The 25,675-nt window shown below is 38.4% G+C and carries 28 protein-coding genes; 22 read left to right on the top strand and 6 right to left on the bottom strand.

What is annotated here, in order from left to right; all coding sequences use genetic code 11:
- Positions 1-119 precede the first annotated feature (119 nt).
- Together ES711_RS02590 and ES711_RS02585 are read right to left on the bottom strand one after the other, a co-directional pair.
- The gene (locus ES711_RS02590) at positions 120-515 is read right to left on the bottom strand and encodes a group III truncated hemoglobin (protein WP_146889504.1); all 396 of its coding nucleotides are present in this window, start codon (positions 513-515) and stop codon (positions 120-122) included.
- Between the two features lie 12 nt (positions 516-527).
- Positions 528-821, bottom strand: a complete 294-nt coding sequence (locus tag ES711_RS02585; protein WP_246139105.1) for a hypothetical protein — start codon at positions 819-821, stop codon at positions 528-530.
- 70 nt (positions 822-891) lie between these two features.
- On the opposite strand from ES711_RS02585, the gene ES711_RS02580 reads away from it, so the two are divergent.
- From ES711_RS02580 to ES711_RS02535, 10 genes are all read left to right on the top strand, one after another.
- Complete coding sequence (locus tag ES711_RS02580; protein WP_146889501.1) at positions 892-1,479, top strand: Crp/Fnr family transcriptional regulator; 588 nt, start codon at positions 892-894, stop codon at positions 1,477-1,479.
- Positions 1,480-1,592: 113 nt separating this feature from the next.
- A complete protein-coding gene (locus ES711_RS02575; RefSeq protein WP_146889498.1) occupies positions 1,593-2,360 on the top strand; it encodes a Rossmann-like and DUF2520 domain-containing protein in 768 nt (255 codons plus the stop codon).
- A complete protein-coding gene (locus ES711_RS02570) occupies positions 2,341-2,871 on the top strand; it encodes a KdsC family phosphatase (protein WP_146889495.1) in 531 nt (176 codons plus the stop codon). The genes ES711_RS02575 and ES711_RS02570 overlap by 20 nt, the downstream gene beginning before the upstream one ends.
- 337 nt (positions 2,872-3,208) lie before the next feature.
- Positions 3,209-4,177, top strand: a complete 969-nt coding sequence (locus ES711_RS02565; protein WP_262713411.1) for a geranylgeranylglycerol-phosphate geranylgeranyltransferase — start codon at positions 3,209-3,211, stop codon at positions 4,175-4,177.
- Between the two features lie 115 nt (positions 4,178-4,292).
- Positions 4,293-4,892, top strand: coding sequence for a Maf-like protein (locus ES711_RS02560; protein ID WP_146889492.1), 600 nt, complete (start codon positions 4,293-4,295; stop codon positions 4,890-4,892).
- A gap of 22 nt (positions 4,893-4,914) precedes the next feature.
- On the top strand, positions 4,915-5,844 hold the full coding sequence (locus ES711_RS02555) for a septum formation inhibitor Maf (protein WP_146889488.1): 930 nt from the start codon (positions 4,915-4,917) through the stop codon (positions 5,842-5,844).
- 192 nt (positions 5,845-6,036) lie between these two features.
- Positions 6,037-6,438, top strand: coding sequence for a mechanosensitive ion channel domain-containing protein (locus tag ES711_RS02550; RefSeq protein WP_317129848.1), 402 nt, complete (start codon positions 6,037-6,039; stop codon positions 6,436-6,438).
- Positions 6,439-6,583: 145 nt separating this feature from the next.
- Positions 6,584-9,109, top strand: coding sequence for a PIG-L family deacetylase (locus ES711_RS02545; protein WP_146889482.1), 2,526 nt, complete (start codon positions 6,584-6,586; stop codon positions 9,107-9,109).
- Positions 9,110-9,295: 186 nt separating this feature from the next.
- A complete protein-coding gene (locus ES711_RS02540) occupies positions 9,296-11,065 on the top strand; it encodes a sodium:solute symporter (RefSeq protein WP_146889479.1) in 1,770 nt (589 codons plus the stop codon).
- A complete protein-coding gene (locus ES711_RS02535; protein WP_146889476.1) occupies positions 11,062-12,033 on the top strand; it encodes a Gfo/Idh/MocA family protein in 972 nt (323 codons plus the stop codon). Before ES711_RS02540 ends, ES711_RS02535 begins: the two co-directional genes overlap by 4 nt.
- A gap of 111 nt (positions 12,034-12,144) precedes the next feature.
- Here the strand turns inward: ES711_RS02535 and ES711_RS02530 are convergent, their stop codons facing one another.
- Positions 12,145-12,990, bottom strand: coding sequence for a DUF2911 domain-containing protein (locus tag ES711_RS02530; RefSeq protein ID WP_146889473.1), 846 nt, complete (start codon positions 12,988-12,990; stop codon positions 12,145-12,147).
- 224 nt (positions 12,991-13,214) lie between these two features.
- On the opposite strand from ES711_RS02530, the gene ES711_RS02525 reads away from it, so the two are divergent.
- From ES711_RS02525 to ES711_RS02475, 11 genes are all read left to right on the top strand, one after another.
- Positions 13,215-13,874, top strand: coding sequence for a TetR family transcriptional regulator C-terminal domain-containing protein (locus ES711_RS02525; RefSeq protein WP_146889470.1), 660 nt, complete (start codon positions 13,215-13,217; stop codon positions 13,872-13,874).
- Positions 13,871-15,184 carry an ABC1 kinase family protein gene (locus ES711_RS02520; protein ID WP_146889467.1) on the top strand — a complete coding sequence of 438 codons (1,314 nt, stop codon included), beginning with the start codon at positions 13,871-13,873 and terminating at the stop codon, positions 15,182-15,184. Before ES711_RS02525 ends, ES711_RS02520 begins: the two co-directional genes overlap by 4 nt.
- Positions 15,185-15,238: 54 nt before the next feature.
- Positions 15,239-16,687, top strand: coding sequence for an SDR family oxidoreductase (locus tag ES711_RS02515; protein ID WP_146889464.1), 1,449 nt, complete (start codon positions 15,239-15,241; stop codon positions 16,685-16,687).
- Between the two features lie 284 nt (positions 16,688-16,971).
- On the top strand, positions 16,972-17,397 hold the full coding sequence (locus ES711_RS02510) for a hypothetical protein (protein ID WP_146889462.1): 426 nt from the start codon (positions 16,972-16,974) through the stop codon (positions 17,395-17,397).
- Positions 17,398-17,521: 124 nt separating this feature from the next.
- The gene (gene folE, locus ES711_RS02505) at positions 17,522-18,220 is read left to right on the top strand and encodes a GTP cyclohydrolase I FolE (RefSeq protein WP_146889459.1); all 699 of its coding nucleotides are present in this window, start codon (positions 17,522-17,524) and stop codon (positions 18,218-18,220) included.
- 4 nt (positions 18,221-18,224) lie between these two features.
- The gene (locus ES711_RS02500; RefSeq protein WP_146889456.1) at positions 18,225-18,449 is read left to right on the top strand and encodes a hypothetical protein; all 225 of its coding nucleotides are present in this window, start codon (positions 18,225-18,227) and stop codon (positions 18,447-18,449) included.
- A gap of 85 nt (positions 18,450-18,534) precedes the next feature.
- Positions 18,535-19,218, top strand: a complete 684-nt coding sequence (locus ES711_RS02495; RefSeq protein ID WP_146889453.1) for an SDR family NAD(P)-dependent oxidoreductase — start codon at positions 18,535-18,537, stop codon at positions 19,216-19,218.
- Positions 19,219-19,220: 2 nt separating this feature from the next.
- On the top strand, positions 19,221-19,757 hold the full coding sequence (locus ES711_RS02490) for a glutathione peroxidase (protein WP_146889450.1): 537 nt from the start codon (positions 19,221-19,223) through the stop codon (positions 19,755-19,757).
- 7 nt (positions 19,758-19,764) lie between these two features.
- On the top strand, positions 19,765-20,226 hold the full coding sequence (locus ES711_RS02485; protein ID WP_146889447.1) for a TspO/MBR family protein: 462 nt from the start codon (positions 19,765-19,767) through the stop codon (positions 20,224-20,226).
- A gap of 38 nt (positions 20,227-20,264) precedes the next feature.
- Positions 20,265-20,744: an SRPBCC family protein gene (locus tag ES711_RS02480; RefSeq protein ID WP_146889445.1), complete on the top strand. Its 480-nt coding sequence runs from the start codon at positions 20,265-20,267 to the stop codon at positions 20,742-20,744.
- Positions 20,745-20,746: 2 nt separating this feature from the next.
- Entirely contained in the window at positions 20,747-22,051 is a 1,305-nt protein-coding gene (locus ES711_RS02475) for a cryptochrome/photolyase family protein (RefSeq protein ID WP_146889442.1), read from the top strand.
- A 485-nt stretch (positions 22,052-22,536) separates the two neighbouring features.
- On the opposite strand, the gene murA is transcribed toward ES711_RS02475, so the two are convergent.
- The 3 genes from murA to ES711_RS02455 form a co-directional block, all read right to left on the bottom strand.
- Positions 22,537-23,847, bottom strand: a complete 1,311-nt coding sequence (gene murA, locus ES711_RS02465) for a UDP-N-acetylglucosamine 1-carboxyvinyltransferase (protein ID WP_146889436.1) — start codon at positions 23,845-23,847, stop codon at positions 22,537-22,539.
- 6 nt (positions 23,848-23,853) lie between these two features.
- Complete coding sequence (locus ES711_RS02460) at positions 23,854-24,507, bottom strand: DUF4290 domain-containing protein (RefSeq protein WP_146889433.1); 654 nt, start codon at positions 24,505-24,507, stop codon at positions 23,854-23,856.
- A gap of 242 nt (positions 24,508-24,749) precedes the next feature.
- Complete coding sequence (locus ES711_RS02455; protein ID WP_146889430.1) at positions 24,750-25,043, bottom strand: DUF493 family protein; 294 nt, start codon at positions 25,041-25,043, stop codon at positions 24,750-24,752.
- A gap of 92 nt (positions 25,044-25,135) precedes the next feature.
- Between ES711_RS02455 and ES711_RS02450 the strand changes: the two genes are divergently transcribed.
- Positions 25,136-25,675 carry an AAA family ATPase gene (locus ES711_RS02450; protein WP_146889427.1) on the top strand — a complete coding sequence of 180 codons (540 nt, stop codon included), beginning with the start codon at positions 25,136-25,138 and terminating at the stop codon, positions 25,673-25,675.

Here is a 25,675-nt window from a genome sequence, read left to right as displayed (position 1 = left end):
GAATGTCACTGAGACTACATAATAATAAAGACACAGAGAAAAGGATTTTTTCTCTAATTTATTGGTACTAAGTAGAGACCTGAAAAAGTACAATAATTTTTAATGGATTAATTCAAAACTTAGTCCTGTCGCGCCTGGAAGATATTGATATACATAAAAGTTCCCATTTTACGAGCCCGATTTTTGGCGTTTTCTGCGTATTCGCCTTTAAAAAGCTTGTCTATGGTGGCAAACCAAAGATTCATCCAAAGTCCAAAATGTTCTTGAGTGATGGCGTGATGGTTTTCTTTGTCTACTTTAATATGCACTTCCAAAGGATTTCCCAAATAACGCTTCTCCAACTTTTTGGTCATAAATAAGCTGCTCTCCCAAAAGGTGGTCAGCCGCTCAATATGCGCCTCCCAATCTGTAATCACACGATTAAAAAATGGTCCTAAAACCTCATCTTTCCGTACTTTTTTATAAAATTCTGAAACGAGTAAAAAAACGTCATCCCGAGTTTCAATATCTTTCATGTTCCTATTAATTTATGCCAATCGCAACAAATTTATGACAATAAATGTCATGTGCACCAAAACTGTGGCGATGAATAAATTGAAAATAATTTTTGGCTTCATTTGCGCATACAAAGATCCATTGTAAGCCATAGCGAAAATAACCACCATGGTCAAATCTAAAAAATGAAATGTCCTGCCACTATTCATCATAATTAGCATCGCGGCAATAGAGCCAATGCAGCTTTGAAAAATGATACTCAATGGGACGTATAAGGTAAGGTGCTCTCTGAAATCGTCTAATCCTTTAGTATATAATGTCATCATCCTTTATTTTAAGGTTTATACAAAGTTCCTAAACCATTCTTCGTATTTTTATGATTCAAATCATAAGACCATGATTCCGGAACAGATCATCCAAACCTTTGGGGCCATTCTAAAGACCTATTCAAAAGATCGGGCCATTTTTAACGAAGGTGAACATGCTCATTTTTATTACCAGATTAAAATAGGTCAGGTAAAAATGTTTAATCTGACTGAAGACGGCAAGGAGTTTGTTCAAGGTTTTTTTGAAAATGGCAATTCGTTTGGCGAACCTCCCTTATTCGGTGCTTTTAAATATCCAGCAACGGCGATGACCTTAATAGATTCCGAGGTTTACTTACTATCCAAAGCCTCTTTTTTTGATCTTTTAAAAGCGCATCCTGACATCCATTTAATCTTTACGCAAATGATTTGCAAACGGATGATTTACAAGGCAAAAATCGCGCGAGAGGTTTCTATTTACCCCCCGGAACACCGCATTTTAACCTTGTTGCATCACTTAAAATCTAATGCTAAAGTAACTTCCGATTTTGAAGTACCTTTAACGCGGCAACAAATATCGGAACTCACCGGATTACGGGTAGAAACTGTTATTAGGGCCATAAAGAAGCTCGAAAAAACGAAAGCCTTGGCCATTATCGATCGAAAAGTGGTCATTTAAGACAGAATCTAAACTCAAACTTTCTAATGAACGGCAATTGCAGAACCCAATTTTCCGAATGAAAATTGCCTTTTCTTGATTCCTATGTCTTATTTCTTCATTAATTTAGCGGCATGATTACAGTAACTATTCTTGGTGCCGGCAACGTCGCCACCCATTTATTTAAGGCTTTTGACACCGCTGAAAACGTGCAGGTAAAACAATGGTATAATCGCTCCCTTAAAAGCATACAGACTTACAAAAATAAGGTGGCTCTAACCGATGATCTTTCGCAATTAGAACAAGCAGACGTTTATATCATTGCCATAAGTGATGATGCTATTGCTAATCTATCTAGCAAATTGACCTTTACAGACCGTCTTGTGGTGCATACTTCGGGCTCGGTAAACGTGCATGATTTGGATAAAAAAAACCGACGTGGGGTATTTTATCCTTTGCAAACCTTTAGTAAAGCAGCGGCCATCGATTTTACCAATGTGCCAATTTGCCTTGAAGTATTGGAAAAAGCGGATCTAAAAACCTTAAAGGTCTTGGCAAAAGCAATCGGGAGCAAAACACATAAGCTAAATACGGACCAGCGAAAAGCCCTGCATTTAGCAGCGGTTTTTGTGAACAATTTTACCAATCAACTCTATCGCGTGGCTCATGAAATCACCGAAGCAGAAGGCGTAGAATTTGATATTTTAAAGCCCTTAATTTTAGAAACTGCCAATAAGGTTCAGGACCTATCGCCGTATATGGCCCAAACTGGTCCGGCAAAGCGCAACGATAAAAAAACCATTTCTAAACATTTACAATTGCTGAAAAGTGAACAGCATAAAGCAATTTATGAACTTTTAACATCAAGCATTCAACATACCCATGGAAGAAAAAAGTTATAAAGAATATCTAAAACACATTACCACCTTTATTTTTGATGTCGATGGCGTGCTTACAGATGGTACCATCGCTTTGACTACAAGTGGCGAAATGCTTAGAACCATGCACACCAAAGATGGTTTTGCTATGAAGACCGCCTTATTAGAAGGATTTCACCTTTGCATCATCTCCGGAGGCAGCAATGAAGGCGTGCGCCAGCGTTTACAAGGTCTCGGCGTAACCGATATCTATTTAGGTGCTCATAACAAGATTGAACAGATGGAAGCCTATATGGCGTTACATCAGATTAAACCGGAAAACGTATTGTATATGGGCGATGATATTCCGGATTATCCGGTAATGACGCGTGTTGGCCTACCGACGTGCCCGCAAGATGCGGTTCCAGAAATTAAGGCGATTTCCAAATACATTTCCCATAAAAATGGCGGCCAAGGCTGCGTTAGAGATGTGATTGAACAAGTGCTAAAAGTGCAAGAAAAATGGAATGGCAACTTTAGCGCAAAATATGATTAGATAAGAGGGGATTGTTGATTGGTGATTGATGATTGTTGATTGGTGATTGTTGAAGTTAGAAGTTGGAAGTTGGAAGTTGGAAGTTGGAAGTTGGATAAAAGAACCAAGAGTCAAGACTAAAGATTGGGGATTGGTGATTCGTGATTGGTGATTGTTGAAAATGAATACCGAATAACGAATACTCTCAATACTGAAGACTGAGTACTGCCAACTGATTACTGAATTCTCAATACTTAATACTTGATTCTTAATACTGAATACTGCCAACTGATTACTGAATTCTCAATACTTAATACTTGATTCTTAATACTGCTTACTGAATACTGCTTACTGAAAATTGCCAACTGAAGACTGCCAATTAACCCAACCAACACCATACACCTTGCACATACTCAACTTAATCCGCTGGAAAAATTTATTAATGATTGCCTTGGTGCAGTTACTAATGAAATATGCACTTTTTGAACCATTTCTCGAATCGACCAATCTGACTATGACCCTTAACGGTTTCGGGTTTGGATTGTTAGTGGTTTCTACACTGTGTTTGGCTGCTGCCGGAAATATTATCAATGATATATATGATGTAGAAACCGACCTCGTTAACAGACCTGAAAAAGTGATCATCGGCTCTAAACTATCCGAAAAAACAGCGAACACTTTATTTATAATATTGAATGTCATTGGAGTGCTGATAGGGTTTTACTTATCCAATTTGGTAGGACGCAGCGGGTTCTTCGCCATTTTCGTGATCATTTCAGCCTTATTATATATCTATGCCTCCTATTTAAAACCAATTCTTTTAGTAGGAAACATTACCATTTCAGCTTTAGTGGCCATGAGCATTGTGATTGTTGGGGTGTTCGAATTGATTCCTGTAATCACCGCAGAGAATCAGGCCACCCAATTCACCTTCTTCAAAATAGTGTTAGATTATGCCCTTTTCGCATTTTTAATAACCTTGGCCCGTGAGATCATCAAAGATTTGGAAGATGTAGACGGCGATTACAAAACAGGCATGAACACCTTGCCCATTGCTATAGGACGCGCGCGATCTACCAAAGTAGCGTTTGCAATAACGCTTATACCGCTTTTTGGATCAATTTATTACGTTACGACCTATCTTTTTAAATATGAACTATTTATAGGCTATTTCTTAATGTTCATTAGCGCGCCACTTATTTACACCACCTTTAAAACGTTTAACGCAAAATCAAAAAAAGACTATAGCCATATCAGTAATATGCTTAAATTAGTGATGCTTTTTGGTATGCTCTCTTTGCTCTTGTATCCGATTGTTTTAAAATGAGATAAGATTGTTGATTGGTGATTGGTGATTGTTGATTTGGAAGTACGATTTTTGAATTACGAATCGGCCAAGAGATCTTTAAGAGAGTAGAATTTAGATTTGAAAATAAAAACCCATGCTTAACGAAACCCTGAAAGACTACCATATCATTTTGGCCTCTAAATCGCCGAGACGGCAACAATTCTTTAAGGATTTGGGAGTAGATGTGGAAATACGTTTAAAACCGGTGGTTGAAGAGTATCCCCAACGTTTAAACCATTTTGAAATCAGCGATTATTTAGCCCAACTCAAGGCACTACCCTACAAAAAAGACCTGAATCCCAAAGACATTCTCATTACGAGCGATACGATTGTCTGGCACAATAAAAAAGCATTGGGCAAACCCAAAGATGCTGCTGAAGCTTTTAAACTTATACAATCGTTGAGCAATGCTACCCATGAGGTCATTACCTCAGTATGCTTCACCTCCACAACTACTGAAATCACGGTAAATGCCGTGACCAAAGTCACCTTTAAAAAATTATCTGAAGAAGAAATCCACTATTACATCAACACCTACAAACCCTTTGACAAAGCTGGTGCTTATGGTATTCAAGAATGGATTGGTCAAATTGGAGTTACCAAAATAGAAGGCTCTTACTTTAATGTGATGGGCTTGCCCACACACCTAGTGTATCAAACCTTAAACGACATGGTTAACAGCAGGCAACTTTAAAAGTTAATATAAAACACACATTATGAAGTCCGTAACCCAGTTCCTTTGCATCGCGTTTTGTTCTCTTTTAATTGTTTCATGTAAAGATTCCGCTTCATCATCACAAATTACTGATGTAAAGGTAGATACCCCTAAAAAATCCTTGAAAAAGGCAGAGCCGCTTTCTGAAGATTTTAAGGCCTATTGGTATCAGGGCGAAGCAGAAATTACCAGCTACACCTTGGAGCAAGCACGCTACGGCGAAATCCGTAAAGGAACCGCCGTATTGGTCTATGTTACGGAACCATTTTTAAAATCAGAGCAGGTCAAAGCAGATCAAGATGCCTCTAATAATATTCCCGTCTTAAAACTAAATGCTACAAAAAATTTCACCACCGGCATTTATCCGTATAGCATCATGCAAAGTGTATTTTATCCTGTAGCCAACAATCAGCATGCTCTTAAAATTGCTTGTTCAGTGCAAGAATGGTGCGGCCAAGTGTACGCCCAACTTAACAACCGCTCAGATTTTGAAGTACGCTCGCACTCCTATTTTGAAGGGGAGGCTGATGAAACGTTTAATTTGAATAAAAACATTCTCGAAAATGAACTTTGGACACAACTGCGGATCAACCCAAAAAGTTTACCCACGGGATCTCTTGAAATCATCCCTGCTTTCGAGTTTCTACGCTTAAGGCACATTCCGTTTAAGGCTTATAACGCTTCTGCAGAATTGTCCGAAAATCGCTACACGATCAGTTATCCAGAATTAAATCGGACCATTAGCATCACTTATAATCCACAGTCACCGTTTGATATAATATCATGGGAAGAAACCTTTATTAGCGGGCAGGGCGATAAAGCTCAGGAACTCACCACCAAGGCCACGAGAATTTCCTCTATCAAATCAGATTACTGGAATAAAAACTCGAATGCGGACAGTGGTTTAAGAGAAAGCCTTGGATTAGAATAAAGCACTAGTTTTCTACGTACCTTTGCGCTTCACCAATTTTTATAATAATTTATGTCTATTCTAAACTTTCAGGAAGGTTTTATTTATACAGGTTTTCTCCTGCTTTTTTTACTAATAATACGGTTTTTTGTAAACAAAGTAATCAGTAAAGTTTCAAGGAAGAAAGGGATTAATATTGCCAGGATCCACCTTATGCAACGCTATGTCAGTGTGGCTTTAGTGATCATTGCCCTATTATTCATCCCATTTAATTTCGGGGCAAAAGTTAAAGATTTAATTCTGCTGTTTTCCTCTGTTTTTGCCGTGATAGGGATTGGTTTGTTTGCCATTTGGTCCATCCTCAGCAACATCACTTCGGGCATTATTATGTTTTTCTCGTTTCCTTATAAAGTAGGTGATAAAATTCAAATTCACGATCACGATTTCCCTTTAGAAGGCATAATTGAAGACATTAGGGCATTTCAGTTGCATTTACGCGTCGCCAATGGCGATCTGGTCACCTATCCGAATAACTTAATGCTCCAAAAACCAGTGACCCTGATCAAAAAAGACGCCATTGCCGAGTATTTTGGAGATGGGACAGATTTGGTTTAAAAATAGCCTTTGCCTCTCCAATAAAAGTCGTAGATACTCGCATTTTTGAGCGTGATTCTCTTTTAATTTGAAGTTAAATAAAAACTAAAAGTTAAAATTGCGATGCTTCTTTTTTATATTTGAAGTTCAAGCTAATGCACTACCCATGTTCAGATCTTTTTTATTGCCTTTCTACACCTTTTTGTATTGTTTTTCAATACACGCCCAACAACCAAAAAAACCCACAAGTTCAGAACTGTATCAAGCTATTGAAAAACTAAATTTCCTAGGATCTGTACTCTATGTTGCAGCCCATCCTGACGATGAAAATACGCGACTCATTGCGCACATGTCCAATTCCGTAAAGGCCAGAACTGCTTATCTTTCGTTAACGCGAGGCGATGGGGGTCAAAATCTCATCGGACCAGAACTTAGAGAGCTTTTAGGCGTGATTCGAACTCAAGAATTAGTGGCTGCTCGGCAGATTGACGGTGGCGAGCAAATTTTTACCCGCGCCAATGATTTTGGATATTCTAAACATCCGGATGAAACCTTGAGCATTTGGAATAAGGATGTTGTATTAAGTGATGTGGTATGGGCCATCCGAAAATTTCAACCAGACATTATCATTAACCGGTTCGATCACCGCAGTTCTGGGTCTACCCACGGCCATCATACCAGTTCAGCCATGTTGAGCATTGAAGCGTTTGATGCCGCTGCCGATCCTACTAAATATACCGAGCAACTTAAACAAGTTGAAGTTTGGCAACCAAAACGCGAATTTTTTAATCCGTCGTGGTGGTTTTATGGCAGTCAGGAAAAATTTGATGCCGCTGATAAAACAAACTTTTACGAATTGGAAGTCGGCAACTACTACCCTGCTCTCGGACTTTCCAATTCAGAGATTGCGGCATTGAGCAGAAGCGCCCATCAATCTCAAGGTTTTGGAAACACCGGATCTCGCGGTAGTGAGACCGAATATTTAGAATTGGTAAAAGGGGAATCGTCCACGGACAAAACCAATATTTTTGAAGGCATAGACACCAGTTGGAACCGCGTCAAAGGCGGAAAAGCTATAGGTGAACTTTTAAAAAGTGTTCAGGAACATTATGATTTCAATAATCCATCAGCTTCAATTCCAAAATTAGTGGAAGCCTATAAGTTAATTCAAAAAATAGAAAATGAGCATTGGAAACAAGTAAAGTCTGAAGCCATTAAAAAAGTAATTGCTGGTTGTGCAGGTTTATATCTAGAAGTTGCTGCAGCCTCCAATACCGCAACCCCAAATAATACTATAAAATTAAGCGTAGAAGCCATCAATAGAAGTGCGCAAGATATGTCCTTAGTATCTGTAGTGTTTTCAGACGGATCTATTAGTAATTCTACTAGAGTTTTAAAAAACAATGCCTCCCACCGCTTCAACGCGGATTTGACCATTGCCCCCAATACCGCCTATTCTACACCGTATTGGTTAAATGAAAAAGGCAGCTTGGGGATGTATGAGGTCGCGAACCAGGCGCTTATAGGATTGCCAGAAACGCCTCGAACCGTTACGGCAACCTTCAATATTTCAGTGGCAGGGGAAATTATCCCCTTTGTGAGACCCATTATATATAAAACCAATGACCCTGTAAAAGGAGAAGTTTACAAACCTTTTGAAGTGATTCCAGCTGTTTCAGCCCATATTTCAGAACCGGTCATCATTTTTGCAGATGAGCAACAAAAAGACATTCAGGTAATTATCAAAGCCAATCGTGAACATATGGAAGGCTTTGTACAGTTGGAACATCCTAAAGGATGGCAAGTATATCCAGAGAAACAAAAAATTGCGATATTGAATAAGGACGAAGAACAAACATTTTTATTCACCGTAATTCCTCCTAAAGCACAAAGCGAAGGCGTATTAAAACCAATGGTACACATTGGTGACGCCGTTTACAACAAACAATTGATTGCCATAGATTATGAGCATATCCCTTATCAGATGATCTTAGCACCGAGTGAAAGCAAGGTTGTCCGTTTAGACATTCAAAAAAAAGGCGACTATATTGGATATATTGAAGGTGCCGGTGATGTGGTCCCGGAAAGCCTAAGACAAATTGGCTACAGCGTGGTGCTAATCAAACCTGAAGAAATTACTGCTGACAATCTTGCTCGTTTCGACGCTATAGTGATAGGAATCAGAGCTTATAACACCTTAGATGCACTTAAATTTAAACAAAATCAGCTGTTTGAATTTGTAAAGCAGGGCGGTAATTTAATTGTACAATATAATACGAATGGCGGCTTGGTGGTAGATAACTTGGCGCCATACCCTTTAGAATTGTCCAGAGACCGGGTGACGGATGAAAACTCTGAAGTGCGGTTTTTAAATCCGCAGCACCCACTACTCAATACCCCAAATAAAATCAGCCAAAAAGATTTTGAAGGATGGACCCAAGAACGTGGTCTTTACTTTCCGGATTCCTGGTCTGACGAGTTCACCCCTATCTTATCTATGCACGATAAAGGTGAATCTGCAAAAGAAGGCAGTTTGCTCGTGGCTAAATACGGAAAGGGATACTATATGTATACAGGCTTGAGCTTTTTTAGAGAATTTCCGGAAGGTGTTGCGGGCGCATTTCGATTGTTTGCCAACATGCTTTCTATAGGTAAGGCATCACTTAACAAGGAACCGGCATTGAAAAATTAGCGAGTTTAATGAAGAAATTCAATTTCTAAACCGTAAAAAAAACCGATTTAACTTTTGATCACATTAATCAACCACACATGAAGCAAGAACCACCAAAAGAACATTGGAAAAATTCGTACACCTGGGTCCTTGTGGCCAACGCGCTCTACATCGTTTTGTTTTATTTTATCATGAAATCCTTCTAACATGCAAGTATTAGATTGGATTGTACTTATCGGAACGCTCTTAGCTATCGTGATTTATGGGACATGGAAAACACGGGGCAGCAAGAATGTAGAAGATTATTTAAAAGGTGGTAACGAAGCCAAATGGTGGACGATTGGATTGAGTGTGATGGCTACACAAGCTAGCGCCATCACTTTTTTATCTACGCCAGGGCAAGCATTTCATGACGGGATGGGATTTGTGCAGTTCTACTTTGGTCTGCCCATTGCCATGATTATCATCTGTTTAGTGTTTATTCCGCTGTACTACCGCCTTCAGGTGTATACGGCTTATGAGTTTCTCGAAAATCGTTTCGATATCAAGACCAGAAGCCTGACTGCTATTTTATTTTTAATCCAGCGTGGGTTGGCGGCTGGGATTACCATATATGCACCGGCCATTATTCTTTCGGCAGTATTAGGCTGGAATCTTAATTTGCTCATCATTATTATTGGCGTTTTGGTCATTATTTATACAGTTTCAGGAGGCACAAAAGCGGTCAGCATCACCCAGAAACAGCAAATGGCGGTAATTTTTACGGGCATGTTCATTGCCTTTTTTCTGATTGTCAGTTATCTTCCAGAAAACATCACATTTACTAAAGCCTTAGAAATTGCTGGGGCCAGTGGAAAAATGGAGATTCTCGATTTTTCCTTTGATTTCAATAATCGCTACACCTTTTGGAGTGGGATTATTGGTGGCTCCTTTTTAGCCCTCTCTTATTTTGGGACAGATCAAAGCCAGGTACAGCGGTACCTCTCCGGAAAATCAGTCAAGGAAATGCAAATGGGCTTAATTTTTAATGGACTTCTTAAAGTACCCATGCAATTTTTTATTCTTTTGGTTGGGGTAATGGTGTTTGTGTTTTATCAATTTAATACCGCTCCTATCAATTTCAATCCTGCCGCCACTGAAACCGTGATGAATTCTTCATACGCCGATGCATATACGCAACTACAACAGCAACAAAATGGCATTTTTGAGGAGAAAAAAGAAGTCATGTTGCAGTATGCAGATAACAAGAGTGAAGCGCTAGCAACGCAAATTGCACTCTATAATGATGACGATAGAGCCAATAGAGAGGCGGCAAAAGAATTGATCAACAAAGCCAATACTGAACGCGTTCTCTCTGTAGAAACAAACGATAAAGATTACGTCTTTATCCATTTCATCTTAAACAATCTACCGCGCGGCTTAATCGGCTTATTACTCGCCGTAATTTTAAGCGCAGCCATGTCGAGCACGGCGAGTGAGCTCAATGCCTTGTCGTCAACCACTACTATGGATTTGTACAAACGCAGCTACGCGCAAGATAAAAGTCCGCAGCATTACTTAAAAGCTTCCAAATGGTTTACCTTGGCTTGGGGCGTTCTGGCCATAATTTTTGCCTCCGCGGCCTACTTGGCGGATAATTTAATTCAGTTGGTTAACATTATAGGCTCCATTTTTTATGGCAATATTTTGGGCATTTTCCTGTTGGCCTTTTTCTTTAAACACGTTAGAGGCAATGCGGTATTTATTTCCGCACTTATTACCCAAGCGCTAGTGTTAAGTTTGTATCTTTTAGATGAGAACAATTACATTAACCTTCCGTATTTATGGTTGAATTTTGTGGGTTGCTTTTTAGCGATAATTATTGCCATGCTCATTGAGTTTAAAAAAATATCAAAAAATAACCGGCTTACATTACTATTTTTAATGAGCATCTTGGCCTGTTTTAGTTATTTAATTTATAAAAATTCCATGTCATGAAAACTATAAGATGGGGCATTATCGGACTTGGCAAAATTGCCAATAAGTTTGCCAAAGATCTACAAACGATTGACCATTGCGAGCTCTACGGTGTGGCCTCCAGACATCAAGAAAAAGCAAATTCGTTTGCCAAGCAATATAATGCCACAAAAGCTTACGATTGCTATGAAGCTTTAGCGGCTGACCCTAATATAGACGCCATTTACATCGCCACTCCGCACAGTTACCATAAGGAACATGCCATTATGTGCATGAACTACAAAAAAGCGGTGTTGTGCGAAAAGCCCTTAGCATTAAATCTTAAGGATGTTGAAGCGATGATTGCTAGTGCCAAGCAGAACAATGTCTTGTTTATGGAAGCCTTATGGACCTATTTTTTGCCACACTACCAATTTGTGCTGAACGAATTGAAATCTAATAAATATGGAGCCATACGAAAATTAGAGGCTGATTTTGGTTTTCAACCTACCATCGACATGGAGTCACGGGTGTTCAAAAAATCACTCGGCGGCGGTAGTTTATTGGATATTGGCATCTATCCTATTTTTGCAGCTTTATCTACCTTAGGACAACCGGTCGATATTGAAGCAAAAGCCACGTTTTTTGACAATGGCGCAGATGCTACTTGCGATGTGATTTTTAATTATAACAATGGCGTCAAAGCTTTTTTAAAAAGTACGCTTTTAGAAGAAACACCTACGGAAGCGCTATTTCAATGTGAACACGGTACTATTAAAATCAACACCAGATTTCACCAACCTTCTACTGTCACTACAACGCTTAAAGGAAGCACCAAGACACATGATTTTGATTATAAAACTATTGGGTACAATTACGAAACTGAGCATTTTAATGCGCTCCTACGAAACAATGCGCTTGAGAGCCCCATCATGACGCACAATTTCAGTAGAACCCTCATGTTTATTTTAGACGATGTGAGACATCTCATTAATTTAAAATACGATTAATCAAGCCGTTAGCTCAACCGTAAAGTGGCCGTTAGTTGTCAAAAACAAATAAGCCCCTCAACATATTGAAGGGCTTATTTGTTTATTTATTTATTTAGAAATTAATTGGACCTAGTTTGCGCCCCACTCTTTCAAAGAATCTTTGTTCATTTTAACATAATCCTTATTTCCAGCTGCTTCTGAAGCGGCTAATGATTTTTTAGCAAGTTCAATGGCGCCTTTCTTGTCGCCTGCTTTTGCATAAATTAAAGATTGTTGTCTTAATTGGTAAAACATAGGTTTTGGAGTCATTGCCATCGCTTTGTCAATCCATTCCTTAGCTTGTTTCATATCCTTTCCTTCCTGATAATAATATGTGGCCGCTGCGTAATAATCGCCAGCACTAGGTCCTTTCATGACTTTCTCAATAGATGAAGAGACAATTTTGTCTGTTGGTACTTCAAATTTAACTCCAGCATAAACGTTTGCCCACATCATACCAAGGGTGGCACCACCACTGGTTAAATCATCAAAAGACATGGTAAAAGTTTCAATATCCATTGGCAACGCAAAAGTTTCAGCAGTTACTTTGGCTGCCACTTTGGAGTCGTCCCATTTTTCTGGATTACCCCAATTGTTTGAATCGGTATAGAACATGACATCCCAAGACTTTTCATTTGGTGTCACGTATAAAGCATAAGTTCCTGCCTTTAAAGTTTTCCCAGCAACGGTTACATCTGTACTAAAAGTGATTTTTGTATTTTGGTTTGCTCCCAAACGCCATACCTGACCGTAAGGAATTAAATCTCCAAATATAGTACGACCTCGCATATTAGGACGGGAATATTCTAAAGACACATCCGTCAATCCCACCTTTTGTTCTATAGTCGAAAATGGACTTGGTTGTGGCGTATCAATCTGTGCATTAACTGAAAAGGTCATCCCAATAACAGCCATAAAAAGCATAATTTTTTTCATAATAATCTATTTTTTAGATGGTTATTTTATGTAATAGGTAAAATTACAGTTTTTAAAGCCCTCAAATGTTAATGAAATCTTAAATAAAATTAACCGATTTTGTTAGTGTGCTATAACTCATGGCATTACTAAAATAGTTCTTAATCACAATTAGCTGTTAAACTTTGTTTAACACAAACCAAAAAAAGTTAAACATTCCGTATCTTTACCTATATTTAAAAATCATGGCAAAAACAAATCATATTTCAGAGCAAAACATCATTTCCTATTATATGGATTATGTTTTAGAACACGGATCACAACCTAAATCGGTATATAGTTTTACTAAGGCTAACCACTTTGAAGAATCTAAATTTTACGAACATTTTGGTTCTTTTGAAGCGATTGAAAAGCATGTTTTCAAAGCTTTTTTTAACAATACAATAGCATTGCTCAATCAGAATGAGGAATACCAGTTGTTTGACGCTCGCAACAAACTGTTGAGCTTCTATTTTACGTTTTTTGAGAATTTAACCGCCAATAGAAGTTACGTGCTCTTTGCGCTTAATCAGCATAAAAACAAGTTGAAGGGACTCGCCTTATTATCAGAGCTCAAACAAAGTTTTATCCATTATATAAAGTCATTAGACATCGAAACCTTAGACCTTAAAGAGGAGCGCTTAGACAACTTGCAACATCGTGCCCTACAAGAGTCGGCATGGGTTCAATTGTTGATCACCCTTAAATTTTGGATGGACGACGGATCCCCTTCCTTTGAGAAAACAGATTTATTTATCGAAAAATCGGTCAATACCAGTTTTGATGTCTTCAATATAACGCCCTTAAAGAGCGTGATTGACCTTGGGAAATTTATTTTCAAGGAAAAAATACACATGCCTAAATGAAAACCATAAATAAGATTCCAGTATCAAAAATTCAACGTGCCTCCAAATTAGTGTCTACGGGTGCCAAAGTCGGGGTCAACTATCTTAAATATTACGGGGATAAATTGACCAAAACGGAACTTGAAGCCCGATCAACACTCAATGAAAATAATGCAGAAGACATTTATGACAGTTTAAAACAACTTAAAGGCAGTGCCTTAAAAGTAGCGCAAATGTTGAGTATGGAGAAAAGCATCATGCCGCAAGCCTATGTTGAAAAATTTTCTTTGGCCCAATTTTCAGTACCACCACTATCGCCAGCCTTGGTCTTAAAAACATTTAAAAATTATTTTGGTAAATTACCTAATGAGCTTTATGATTCCTTCAACACAACTTCCGTAAATGCTGCAAGTATTGGCCAAGTCCATATTGCAGAAAAAAACGGGAAGAAACTTGCTGTGAAAATCCAATACCCGGGAGTTGCCCAAAGTATCTCGTCTGACCTCGCTCTTGTAAAACCTATTGCCATGAAAATGTTCAATATTAAAGGGAAGGATTCTGACAAGTATTTTAAGGAAGTTGAAGGAAAGCTCATTGAGGAAACCAATTACATTTTAGAACTGCAGCAAAGCAAAGAAATCGCTGAAGCCTGCGCACACATTCCAAATCTGCATTTTCCTAAATATTACGAGGAATTATCGTCAGAACGCATCATCACCATGGATTATATGGAAGGTGAACATCTTTCTGAATTTACCGCACATAATGACGATCAATTAGTTGCCAACAGATTAGGCCAAGCCCTTTGGGATTTTTATATGTACCAAATCCATGTCCTGAAAAAAGTACATGCTGATCCGCATCCTGGTAACTTTTTGGTGTCTCATGAAAAGCAATTAGTAGCCCTCGATTTTGGTTGTATGAAAACAATTCCGGACGACTTTTACACGCCTTATTTTGAATTGGCAAAACCCCAACTGATAGCCAACAAGACCTTTTTTGTTGAGAAATTGTATCAACTAGAAATTCTGAGGGAAGACGATTCTGAAGAAGAAGTAGCGTTCTTTACGGAAATGTTTCACGAATTGTTGAGCTTATTTACCCAACCCTTTCACGCCGAAACCTTCGATTTTTCAGATGGAGAGTTTTTTGGGAAGATCACGGAACTAGGACAGCGCTATTCTAAAAATACTGAACTCAGAAAAATGAATGGCAATAGAGGCTCCAAACATTTTATTTATATGAATCGCACTTTTTTTGGTTTGTATAATTTGATGTTCGATTTAAAGGCAAAGGATATTAGCATCAATAATTTTACTACCTTTAAATAGCACATTCGGTCTCATTGATATCTGAGGGCCCAAACCAACATTATACCGTTTCATATGAAAATTCTCGTTACTGGGTCTACAGGCTACATTGGCAAACGCATCATTCCGATCTTAATCAATGAAGGCCATCACGTGGTGTGCGCGGTCCGCGACACATTGCGCGTCGATAAAATTTTGAGCGAGGATCCCAATGTCAGCATTGTTGAAGCCGACTTTTTAAAACCGGAGACGCTTCAAAATATTCCAAAAGACATAGATGTGGCGTATTATCTCATCCACTCGATGTCTAATACATCCAAAGATTTTGAAAAACTGGAAGCCACCTGTGCCGAAAACTTTGAAGCCTATTTTTCTACTACAGAAGTAAAGCAAGTCATTTATTTAAGTGGCATTACTAATGATAAAAATCTTTCCAAACATTTACAATCCCGTAAAAATGTTGAAGATCTATTGGCTTTTGACGCTTATGCTCTAACTATTTTTAAAGCAGGCATCATTGTAGGTTCTGGCAGCTCTTCCTTCGAAATTATTAGAGATTTAGTCGAAAAATTACCAGTGATGATTGCCCCAAAATGGCTGAATACCAAAACACAACCCTTAGCGGTTAGAGATGTGCTGGCTTTTCTGTCTAAGGCCAAAGGAAAGGAAATTTTATACAATAAATCCTTCGATATTTTTGGCCCTGAAGTATTGACGTATAAGGAGATGTTATTGAAATTCGCTGAGATCAGAGAATTAAAACGCTACATTCTCACAGTCCCCGTAATGACTCCAAAACTGTCCTCTTATTGGCTCTATTTTGTGACCTCAACCTCCTATAAACTCGCCTCTTCATTGGTGGATAGCATGGGCATTGAAATTATTGGTAATAAAAGTGACATCAATACCATTTTAAATGTGCAACCCATTTCCTATCGCGAAGCAGTTGAGTTGGCTTTTGAAAAGATTGAGCAAAACAGCATCGTGTCTAGTTGGAAAGATTCTATGGTGAGTAGTGGCCGCCTTCAAAATAACCTGCATAAATACATCAATGTGCCAACCTACGGCTGTTTTACCGATTTTAAGGAACGTAAAATTGTAGATATGGAGCGTACGGTAAACCGAATTTGGTCCATCGGAGGGACCACCGGTTGGTACTATGGCACCTATTTATGGAAAATTAGAGGCCATTTGGACAAGTTGTTTGGGGGAATTGGATTGCGACGTGGCAGAACCCATGTGTCGAAATTGGATGCTGGAGATGCCTTAGACTTTTGGCGGGTTATTTTCAGCGATCGCGAGGAACGCAAATTATTGTTGTACGCCGAAATGAAACTTCCGGGGGAAGCCTGGTTGGAATTTAAAATTGAAGACGGCCTGCTCAAACAAACCGCAACATTTAGACCTAGGGGTCTGGCAGGCCGATTGTACTGGTATAGCGTGTTGCCCTTTCATGGATTTATCTTTAGGGGGATGATCAATAAACTTGTAGAAGTAGAAGATCATCAGGTAGTCAGCACCTAATGCCAACCTAAAAAATAAAACTTTTATCAGAGCAATGTTATTAAGATCAAACGCTGAATTTAGAGCTTAAAAAATCACTTCTATTATCGGTCACCTAGAGCGCGATAATTCATTTCAAGTTTAGAATCAACCTAATAAAAATAATCCTTAAAATTTGTAAGTTTTAGCACGGTTAACCTACTAAAGCAAATGGTCTAACCGCATGCTGGAATTCAAATGTTAAAAATTGTTTAATCTTTAACCCCTAAACTTAAACAATCATTTAAATCTGCTATATTAGTCAAATGATTTTGGATACCACTCACACCAATAAAGACCACGACAAACTCATTAATGATTTGGTTGGCAAACCGTTCGGTTTAGTACATTCCATTAAGATGGGTGGCATTGGTTCTAAACGGATGATGGTAAAGGCGGTCAGTCCTAACATGCAACAGTATTTGAATGCGGTTGATGATGTTAATTATGCCAATTTGGAATTGCGTCCTAATGGTGTATTGATTCGGATAAATAAAGGGTTAAAAAATTTTACTTGGGTCATCCCCTATTACCAATTGGTTATTTATAAGACCAATGGGAGTAGCATTCATGCTCAAGGGAAGTTTATTCATTTTAGACAAAACACAACCTTTAGAGAAAATAAAGCTTTTTTCGATAAGCTTTTGGAAGAAAAAGTTAAGTATCATTCGCAATATGATGTGCTTCCATAATATCGAAATTAATAGGGATTCGGTTTTGAAGTTGCTTACGTGCACTCAGCCAAATTCAAAATTGTAAACGTTGCTTTGCTTTGACAATAAAATTGCCAAAGACAGCACTTATAAAAGACCATACATGATTACCGAAAAAAAAGTACCATCACCCCAAATTCAACAGCAACTAAATGGCATATGCCTTGAAGATATTGGCGATGATCATTTATATACCGGATTGGAAACCCCACTAAGACCGGATGCATTTCAACTCTCTGATGACGAAAAGAAAAAACGAATTGCGGTATTATTTGAAGAAATAATGAATGTGATGGGATTAGATCTTACCGACGATTCTTTAAAAGGCACGCCAAAACGTGTGGCGAAGATGTACGTCGACGAAATTTTTTCAGGTCTTAATCCCGCTAATAAACCAAAAATTACCTTGTTTGATAATAAATATCAATACAATCAGATGTTGGTAGAAAAAAATATTACTCTGTATTCCAGTTGTGAACATCATTTTGTTCCCATTTTTGGAAAAGCACATGTTGCTTATATTTCGTCAGGTAAAGTAATCGGGCTTTCTAAATTGAACCGCATTGTTCAATATTATGCCCAACGTCCCCAAGTTCAGGAACGTTTAACCAATCAGATTGCTGAAGAATTGAAGCATATTTTAGGCACTGAAGATGTTGCGGTTATTATCGATGCCAAACATTTATGCGTTTCATCACGCGGGATCAAGGATGAATCCTCAACAACTATTAGCTCATATTACGGTGGAAAATTTGGCACACCAGAAAAAATTGCCGAGTTACAAAATTATTTAAAAGATTAAGATTATGGACATTATTAATGAAGCACTTGAATTTGAAAAACGAAAAATGAAATCACTTTCAACTAGTGATCGTATCGAAATTTCTAGACAAGCCAAGACATTAATTTTAGGCTTGAATGAAATTTATAAACGCAAAAAAGATGAACAAATTATGGACATCATGAAGCGCCTGACTGCAATAAAGCGCAAAGTTGAAAAACGATTGAACGGAAGACCTCTTGTAGCGTAACCGCTGAACGGGCTCATTTGTTACTGTGCTTTTCATATTATCTGAAACACATAAGAAATTACAAGATATAATTAAAAGCTAAACAATGAAGACCATTATTATTATTGGCGGCAGTAAAGGTATTGGAAAAGCTATAGCTGAAAAACTGCTCCCCACGCATTTTATTCTTAATATCAGCAGAAGTGAACCAGATTATTCGCATGCAAATCTGACACACTATTTCTGTGATATTCTTAACGATCAATTGCCAGATATTGAAAATGCAGATGGATTAGTGTACTGTCCGGGAAGTATTAATTTAAAACCTTTTGGCAGGTTAACTTTAGACGACTTCAGGGCCGATTTTGAGATTAATGTTTTAGGTGCTGTAAAAAGTATTCAAAAATATTTAAATATTTTAAAGAATGGAAATCAACCAGTCATTTTGCTTTTCAGTACAGTGGCATCAAAGCTTGGCATGCCTTTCCACTCAAGTATCGCAGCATCAAAGTCGGCCGTGGAGGGTCTTGTAAAATCTTTAGGCGCCGAAATGGCTACAACCCTCAGAATTAATGCGATTGCGCCAACAGTTACCGATACTGATTTAGCATCAAAACTACTTCGTAATGAGAAAATGACTGAGACCATGGCCGATCGTCATCCGCTTAAAAAGTTTCTGAAACCGGGCGAAGTTGCAGACATGGCAGAATTTTTACTGTCGGAAAAATCGGCGTCAATTTCAGGACAAATTTTTGAGCTCGATTGTGGCATCGTCACCTTTAAAATCTAATTATGCTACCAAAATCCATACAAAAAAGCAAATTGTCCACTTCGCGAAACGAACACTTAAAATCTTTACCCACCTTATATGCTGTTTCTATAAACACAATCACTCAAAAGGCGATTGATTTAAATAATTTTAAGGGGAAACATGTTTTAATTGTCAATGTAGCTTCCAAATGTGGTTTTACCCCACAGTATAAAGATTTACAGGCGTTGTATGAGCAATATAAAGAAAAATTAGTCATCATAGGAGTTCCCTGTAATCAGTTTGGTGGTCAAGAATCTGGCACTCCTGAAGACATTAATGCCTTTTGTGAATTAAATTATGGTGTCACTTTTTTAGTGACGGAAAAAATTGATGTGAAAGGTAAAAACCAGCATCCGCTTTACCAATGGTTGACCAACAAAGAAGAAAACGGGGTAAAAAGTTCGTCGGTAAAATGGAATTTTCAGAAGTATTTAATTGACCCCGAGGGACAGTTGATTGACTATTTTTATACACTCACCAAGCCATCAAGTTCCAAAATTACCAAGTACCTCAAATAAGTTTAGCATGAAATTTGTAAAGTTACTGCTCGTTTTTCTTGTAATCAATTTCAGCGCCTTAGGCTTGGGGATAGTATTAATGGGAGATGGTCCCACAAGCGATTGGTACACCTCCCTGCAACAAGCGCCCTGGACTCCTGCAAATTGGGTTTTTGGAGCAGCGTGGACGGTCGTAATGCTCTGTTTTTCCATTTATATGACGCTCCTGTATCTCAAAGAGCCCAGTAAAAAAATCATTACGTTATTTATAATTCAATTTTTATTGAATGTGGCTTGGAATTTTGTGTTTTTCAATCAACAACATTTGGCATTGGGCATGGTGGTAATTACTGCCTTAACCCTCATCATAACCGCTTTTTTAGTGACGTATTTTCAACTCATGAAATTGAAAAATATACTCCTTCTCCCCTATGTGGTTTGGATTGGTATCGCTACCTCACTTAATCTCTATATTTTAATATATAATTAAAATTCCACAGCCTTTTAGCAAGGCTTAAGTCCTGTTTTATGAAAATCTATACCCTGCGCCAAACCCAAAAGCTTCCCATTAGCATTGAAACCGCATGGAATTTTTTATCAGATCCGAAAAACTTAAAGACCATAACGCCTGATTATATGGGCTTCCATATTTTATCTGGTGCGGACAGACCGATGTTTGCCGGTCAAATGATCCAGTATATCGTCACCCCCGTTTTAGGAATTAAAACCAAATGGGTCACTGAAATCACCCACAGCGTCCATAACGCGTATTTTGTAGACGAGCAACGTTTTGGGCCTTACGCCTTGTGGCACCACAAGCATTTTATCAAAGCCATTGATGGTGGGGTAGAAATGGAAGATATTATCGATTACAAACTGCCTTTCGGTATCTTAGGACAGATGGTTCATCCATTTTTGGTGAAGCCTAAATTGGATGAGATTTTCAGCTACCGTAGCGCAAAGCTAGAAGCATTATTTGGTGTTTATCATCCAAAAAAATCACACTAAAAATGACTAAACCACTCACCATTTTTTGGTTCCGCCGCGATTTACGCTTGGATGACAATGTCGGATTTTATCACGCTTTAAAAAATGAGCATCCCGTTCTTCCTATTTTTATTTTTGATCCTGAAATTTTAGACGAACTTCCTAAAAATGATGCCAGGGTCACTTTTATTCACGACTCCTTGCAAACCATGCGTGACACCCTGCAAGATAAGCACGGGAGCAGTCTGGCCATCTATCACGGGAAGCCTCTGGAAATTTATAAACAACTCGTAAAATCTTACGACATTTCCGCAGTGTATACCAATCGGGATTACGAACCCTATGCTTCCAAACGCGATGCGAAACTTTCAGCATTTTTGTCAGAACATGATATCACCTTTAAAACTTTTAAAGACCAGGTTATTTTTGAAAAAGATGAAGTAGTTAAAAAAGATGGCGATCCGTATATGGTGTATACCCCGTATATGAACGTTTGGAAGGAAAAGTTTAAGAGTATTGATTTAGAGATTTATAATACCAATGCCTATCTCAATAATCTGGTTAAAAATACGCGCTTACCCAATTTAAGTCTGTCTGAGATAGGTTTTAAAAAGTCCACGCAGAACATTGCAGATTATGAGGTGACCCCAACCCTGATTCAGGACTACGAAAACACCAGAAATTATCCAGCCAAAGACAGCACCTCACGATTGGGGCCTCATCTGCGTTTTGGCACGGTTAGTATTCGCAAAATGATTAAAAAAGCCATTGCAGAAAACAATGAGATCTTTTGGCAAGAACTGATTTGGCGTGAATTTTTTATGCAGATTTTATGGCATTTCCCGCGTACGGTGGAAGAAAGTTTCAAACGCAAGTACGACCGGATTGAGTGGCGGAATAATGAAGTTGAATTTAAAAAATGGTGCGAAGGCACTACTGGCTACCCTCTTGTAGATGCAGGCATGCGACAATTAAATACTACTGGGTTTATGCACAACCGCGTGCGGATGTTGGTGGGCAGTTTTTTATGCAAGCATTTGCTCATCGATTGGCGTTGGGGTGAAGCCTATTTTGCTGAGAAATTGCACGATTATGAAATGTCCAGCAATATTGGCAACTGGCAATGGGTGGCTGGATCAGGGGTTGATGCCTCACCTTATTTTAGAATCTTCAATCCTACCACCCAAATTGATAAGTTTGACAAGGATTTAAAATACATCAAACGTTGGGTCCCGGAGTTTGACTCCGCATCTTATCCTGAACCTATGGTCGATCATAAAGAAGCACGGGAACGCTGCCTGGAAACTTATAAACGTGCTTTGAATTGACGCTTTATTTTCAAGTGCTACTCACTACGTAATCACGTTGTTGGTGGGAAACACTAACAACGGCGGATTTCAGTGCTCTTTTTGGTGAGTGCTACACTTACTTACTTACTTACTTACTTACTTACTTACTTACTTACTTACTTACTTACTTACTTACTTACTTACTTACTTACTTACTTACTTACTTACTTACTTACTTACTTACTTACTTACTTACTTACTTACTTACTTACTTACTTATTTGTCTTTGCATTGTTGGTGGAAAACACCAACAACGGCATAAGCGCGAAACAAACCTTGTGCTCATTTCTTGTTCTAGATTTCCTTACAAACTTCCTCTGAATTACATACGTATTCTGTCCTAGGACACCGGACGTCTCAACAGAAAACCCCTTAAAAGCTTACCGATGTGCTTACCAAAACACACTTTACTAAAAAATGCCTCAATCACTTGAAGCATTTTTTTATATAGTCGTAAATATTTCTTAGTTCACTCGAGTAATTTTCGCACCGATGGCTCTTAGTCGCTCATCAATTCGCTCATACCCCCGATCAATTTGTTCAATGTTATGAATGGTTGACGATCCTTTGGCTGACAACGCAGCAATTAACAGGGACACCCCAGCTCTAATATCTGGAGAGGTCATGGTAGTCGCTTTTAAACTCGATTTAAAATCGTGCCCGATTACGGTTGCACGGTGCGGATCGCAAAGTATGATTTTTGCCCCCATATCGATTAACTTATCCACGAAAAACAATCGGCTCTCAAACATTTTTTGGTGTACTAACACAGCACCTCTAGCCTGTGTCGCGATAACTAAGACAATACTGAGCAAGTCTGGCGTAAATCCTGGCCAAGGTGCATCAGCAACCGTTAAGATAGAGCCGTCAATATAATTCTGTATCTCGTAACCATCTTTATGTGCCGGAATATAAATATCCTCGCCTTTACGTTCGATGGTGATTCCTAATTTCCGGAAGACATCTGGAATTTGTCCCAAATCATCCCAGCTCACATTTTTAATGGTCAGTTCACTTTTGGTCATGGCCGCCAATCCTATCCAGCTTCCAATCTCAATCATGTCCGGAAGCATTTTATGCTCGGTTCCTCCTAACGTATCGACACCCTCTATAGTCAGCATGTTCGATCCGACACCGCTTATTTTCGCACCCATTCTGTTCAGCATTTTACATAACTGTTGCAAATAGGGCTCACATGCGGCATTATAAATTGTGGTCGTTCCTTCAGCTAGAACGGCCGCCATCACGATGTTAGCCGTACCAGTTACGGAGGCTTCATCCAAAAGCATATACGCGCCTTTCAATCGGTCAGCTTCTACGCCATAAAAATGGTCTTCGCGGTTGTAACGGAATTTTGCGCCTAGATTGATAAAGCCTTCAAAATGGGTATCCAAGCGTCGACGTCCAATTTTATCACCGCCAGGTTTCGGAATATAGCCTTTGCCAAAACGTGCTAAAAGTGGGCCAACAATCATGATGGAGCCTCTTAAACCTTTTCCGTCTTCTTTAAATTCGGCCGATTCAAGGTACTTCATATTTACTTCATCCGCTTTAAAGGTATAAGAGCCGGCACCAATTTTATTGATTTTGACCCCTAATTTTTCTAAAAGGGAAATAAGTTTATTGACATCAATAATGTCAGGAATATTGTGGATGGTGACGGTTTCTGGCGTTAATAAAACTGCACACAAAATTTGTAATGCTTCGTTTTTTGCACCTTGAGGTTGGATACTTCCTTTTAATTGATGACCTCCTTCAATTATAAATGTTGCCATGTATGGTTAGTAGCGTTTTCTGTTGCGGTTGGTATTGCTTTTTTTGCTGTGTACCTTTTTGTTACTGCTGGTACTGGTGTATTTTTTCTTGTTTCGCATTAAGGTAGAAGCATCAGATAAATCTTCATTTTCTACTTTTAAATTGATTTTCCCTCCGGACAATTCATACAAATGATTAAAAATAACATCGTCTTCCACAGTGTCTTTGTTCCAGTTTAAGAAACATTTTTTCATATGGTTGGCAATGGTATAAATCAAGGCTTCCTTTAAATCGCCATCTTCCCAAGTGTTGGCAACATCAATCATTGTTTTGATATTGTTACCATAAAAACGGTATTTTGGAAAATTTTGAGGGTATTCCAAAGGATCTGGGTGCGCCTGCAATTCTTCTTTAGAAGGTTGCGGATAAGGAGAATTCACATCCAAATCAAAATCGGCCATAATAAATAACTGATCCCAAAGCTTGTGTTGAAAATCTGGCACGTCTCTAAGGTGCGGTTGTAAGTTGCCCATTACAGAGATAATGGCGTGTGCAACTTCATTGCGTTCCTCAATGGTAGGACGTTCTTTGGCGTAATGGATCATTTTTTGTAGATGTCTTCCGTATTCAGGAATGATCAAATGTTCACGCTCAGTATTGTATTCTAAATTGTCTATCAAAATATAAATGGTGTAGTATTAATTGTTTTGCAGCGGAGTCTATTGTGCAAGCCTGCAAAATACGAAAAAAAATAAAGAAACTTTAATTGTGATTTAAAAGTTTCGTTAAAAGATGAAATGTGAGTGGTTGTTCATTACAATGACTATGCTCCTCTTGCATCAGAAGGATCCACTTTAAAATCGAAGTTAAACCGTTACTAATCAGAAATGAAATTTTCTAGACACAACACTTAGTATACAGCTTATAAGGTGATGACGCCGTCCACTTTAGAGGCAACTTCTTTATATTTTTCAATGACCACCTCAGGAGTTGGCAACAGGACATTGATAGATACGCTGGTGTAATTCCCGTTTTTGGAAGGATTGGTTTTGATGACGGCGCCCATGTTATTAAAAATAGATTCTATAATCCCTATTTTTTCTCCGTCCGTTTTAATGATAAATTTATAAAGATATTCTGAAGGCCAACTTGAGGTTTCATATAGTTGAGACCTTAATTTATCGTAAAATTCTTCTTGTGTTTTGTCTGTGCTCATAATGGTTTTAATTCAGTTGCAAAGATACATTTTACTTTACATTTTTTAATTCCTATTATAATTACGATTTTTGTTGCCAAAACCTTGCCAAATTGAATACGAAGAAGATTGTTATTACTGGTGGCCCAGGAACTGGAAAATCATCCATTATAGACGAATTAAAGCAACGGGGACACCTTTGTTTTGAGGAAATATCGAGACAGGTAACCCTTGAGGCTAGGAAAAGCGGGGTAGATCAGTTGTTTTTAACCCAACCTCTACTCTTCAGTCAGATGTTATTGGAAGGCCGCGCCAAACAGTTTATGGAGGCCAATACCCATACTAATAGTACGGTTTTTTTAGATAGAGGTTTGCCTGATGTTTTGGCATATATGGACTTTTTTGGCAGTGATTATCCAGAAGACTTTGTCAACGTGTGCCAAAACAACACCTACGATGCGGTTTTTATTTTGGCACCTTGGAAAGAAATTTTTAAAAGTGATAGCGTCCGCTATGAAACTTTTGAGCAGTCTGAGCTCATCCACGATCACCTTCAGAACACCTATAGCCGTTTTAATTACAATTTAATTGACATTCCTTTTGATACGGTTCAAAAACGCACTGATTTTATTATAGATTCCTTAAATTTATAG

This window comes from Gelidibacter salicanalis (genome assembly GCF_007997285.1).
Taxonomy (GTDB): domain Bacteria; phylum Bacteroidota; class Bacteroidia; order Flavobacteriales; family Flavobacteriaceae; genus Gelidibacter; species Gelidibacter salicanalis.
Note: the sequence above shows the minus strand (reverse complement) of the source record. Positions and strands in the feature narration are given on the sequence as shown.

What these genes read in the sequence shown, in the direction of transcription:
- ES711_RS02590 (WP_146889504.1), bottom strand. Translation starts at nt 515, where the DNA reads ATGAAAGATATTGAAACTCGGGATGACGTTTTTTTACTCGTTTCAGAA.
- ES711_RS02585 (WP_246139105.1), bottom strand. Translation starts at nt 821, where the DNA reads ATGATGACATTATATACTAAAGGATTAGACGATTTCAGAGAGCACCTT.
- ES711_RS02580 (WP_146889501.1), top strand. Translation starts at nt 892, where the DNA reads ATGATTCCGGAACAGATCATCCAAACCTTTGGGGCCATTCTAAAGACC.
- ES711_RS02575 (WP_146889498.1), top strand. Translation starts at nt 1,593, where the DNA reads ATGATTACAGTAACTATTCTTGGTGCCGGCAACGTCGCCACCCATTTA.
- ES711_RS02570 (WP_146889495.1), top strand. Translation starts at nt 2,341, where the DNA reads ATGGAAGAAAAAAGTTATAAAGAATATCTAAAACACATTACCACCTTT.
- ES711_RS02560 (WP_146889492.1), top strand. Translation starts at nt 4,293, where the DNA reads ATGCTTAACGAAACCCTGAAAGACTACCATATCATTTTGGCCTCTAAA.
- ES711_RS02555 (WP_146889488.1), top strand. Translation starts at nt 4,915, where the DNA reads ATGAAGTCCGTAACCCAGTTCCTTTGCATCGCGTTTTGTTCTCTTTTA.
- ES711_RS02550 (WP_317129848.1), top strand. Translation starts at nt 6,037, where the DNA reads ATGCAACGCTATGTCAGTGTGGCTTTAGTGATCATTGCCCTATTATTC.
- ES711_RS02545 (WP_146889482.1), top strand. Translation starts at nt 6,584, where the DNA reads ATGTTCAGATCTTTTTTATTGCCTTTCTACACCTTTTTGTATTGTTTT.
- ES711_RS02540 (WP_146889479.1), top strand. Translation starts at nt 9,296, where the DNA reads ATGCAAGTATTAGATTGGATTGTACTTATCGGAACGCTCTTAGCTATC.
- ES711_RS02535 (WP_146889476.1), top strand. Translation starts at nt 11,062, where the DNA reads ATGAAAACTATAAGATGGGGCATTATCGGACTTGGCAAAATTGCCAAT.
- ES711_RS02530 (WP_146889473.1), bottom strand. Translation starts at nt 12,990, where the DNA reads ATGAAAAAAATTATGCTTTTTATGGCTGTTATTGGGATGACCTTTTCA.
- ES711_RS02525 (WP_146889470.1), top strand. Translation starts at nt 13,215, where the DNA reads ATGGCAAAAACAAATCATATTTCAGAGCAAAACATCATTTCCTATTAT.
- ES711_RS02520 (WP_146889467.1), top strand. Translation starts at nt 13,871, where the DNA reads ATGAAAACCATAAATAAGATTCCAGTATCAAAAATTCAACGTGCCTCC.
- ES711_RS02515 (WP_146889464.1), top strand. Translation starts at nt 15,239, where the DNA reads ATGAAAATTCTCGTTACTGGGTCTACAGGCTACATTGGCAAACGCATC.
- ES711_RS02510 (WP_146889462.1), top strand. Translation starts at nt 16,972, where the DNA reads ATGATTTTGGATACCACTCACACCAATAAAGACCACGACAAACTCATT.
- folE (WP_146889459.1), top strand. Translation starts at nt 17,522, where the DNA reads ATGATTACCGAAAAAAAAGTACCATCACCCCAAATTCAACAGCAACTA.
- ES711_RS02500 (WP_146889456.1), top strand. Translation starts at nt 18,225, where the DNA reads ATGGACATTATTAATGAAGCACTTGAATTTGAAAAACGAAAAATGAAA.
- ES711_RS02495 (WP_146889453.1), top strand. Translation starts at nt 18,535, where the DNA reads ATGAAGACCATTATTATTATTGGCGGCAGTAAAGGTATTGGAAAAGCT.
- ES711_RS02490 (WP_146889450.1), top strand. Translation starts at nt 19,221, where the DNA reads ATGCTACCAAAATCCATACAAAAAAGCAAATTGTCCACTTCGCGAAAC.
- ES711_RS02485 (WP_146889447.1), top strand. Translation starts at nt 19,765, where the DNA reads ATGAAATTTGTAAAGTTACTGCTCGTTTTTCTTGTAATCAATTTCAGC.
- ES711_RS02480 (WP_146889445.1), top strand. Translation starts at nt 20,265, where the DNA reads ATGAAAATCTATACCCTGCGCCAAACCCAAAAGCTTCCCATTAGCATT.
- ES711_RS02475 (WP_146889442.1), top strand. Translation starts at nt 20,747, where the DNA reads ATGACTAAACCACTCACCATTTTTTGGTTCCGCCGCGATTTACGCTTG.
- murA (WP_146889436.1), bottom strand. Translation starts at nt 23,847, where the DNA reads ATGGCAACATTTATAATTGAAGGAGGTCATCAATTAAAAGGAAGTATC.
- ES711_RS02455 (WP_146889430.1), bottom strand. Translation starts at nt 25,043, where the DNA reads ATGAGCACAGACAAAACACAAGAAGAATTTTACGATAAATTAAGGTCT.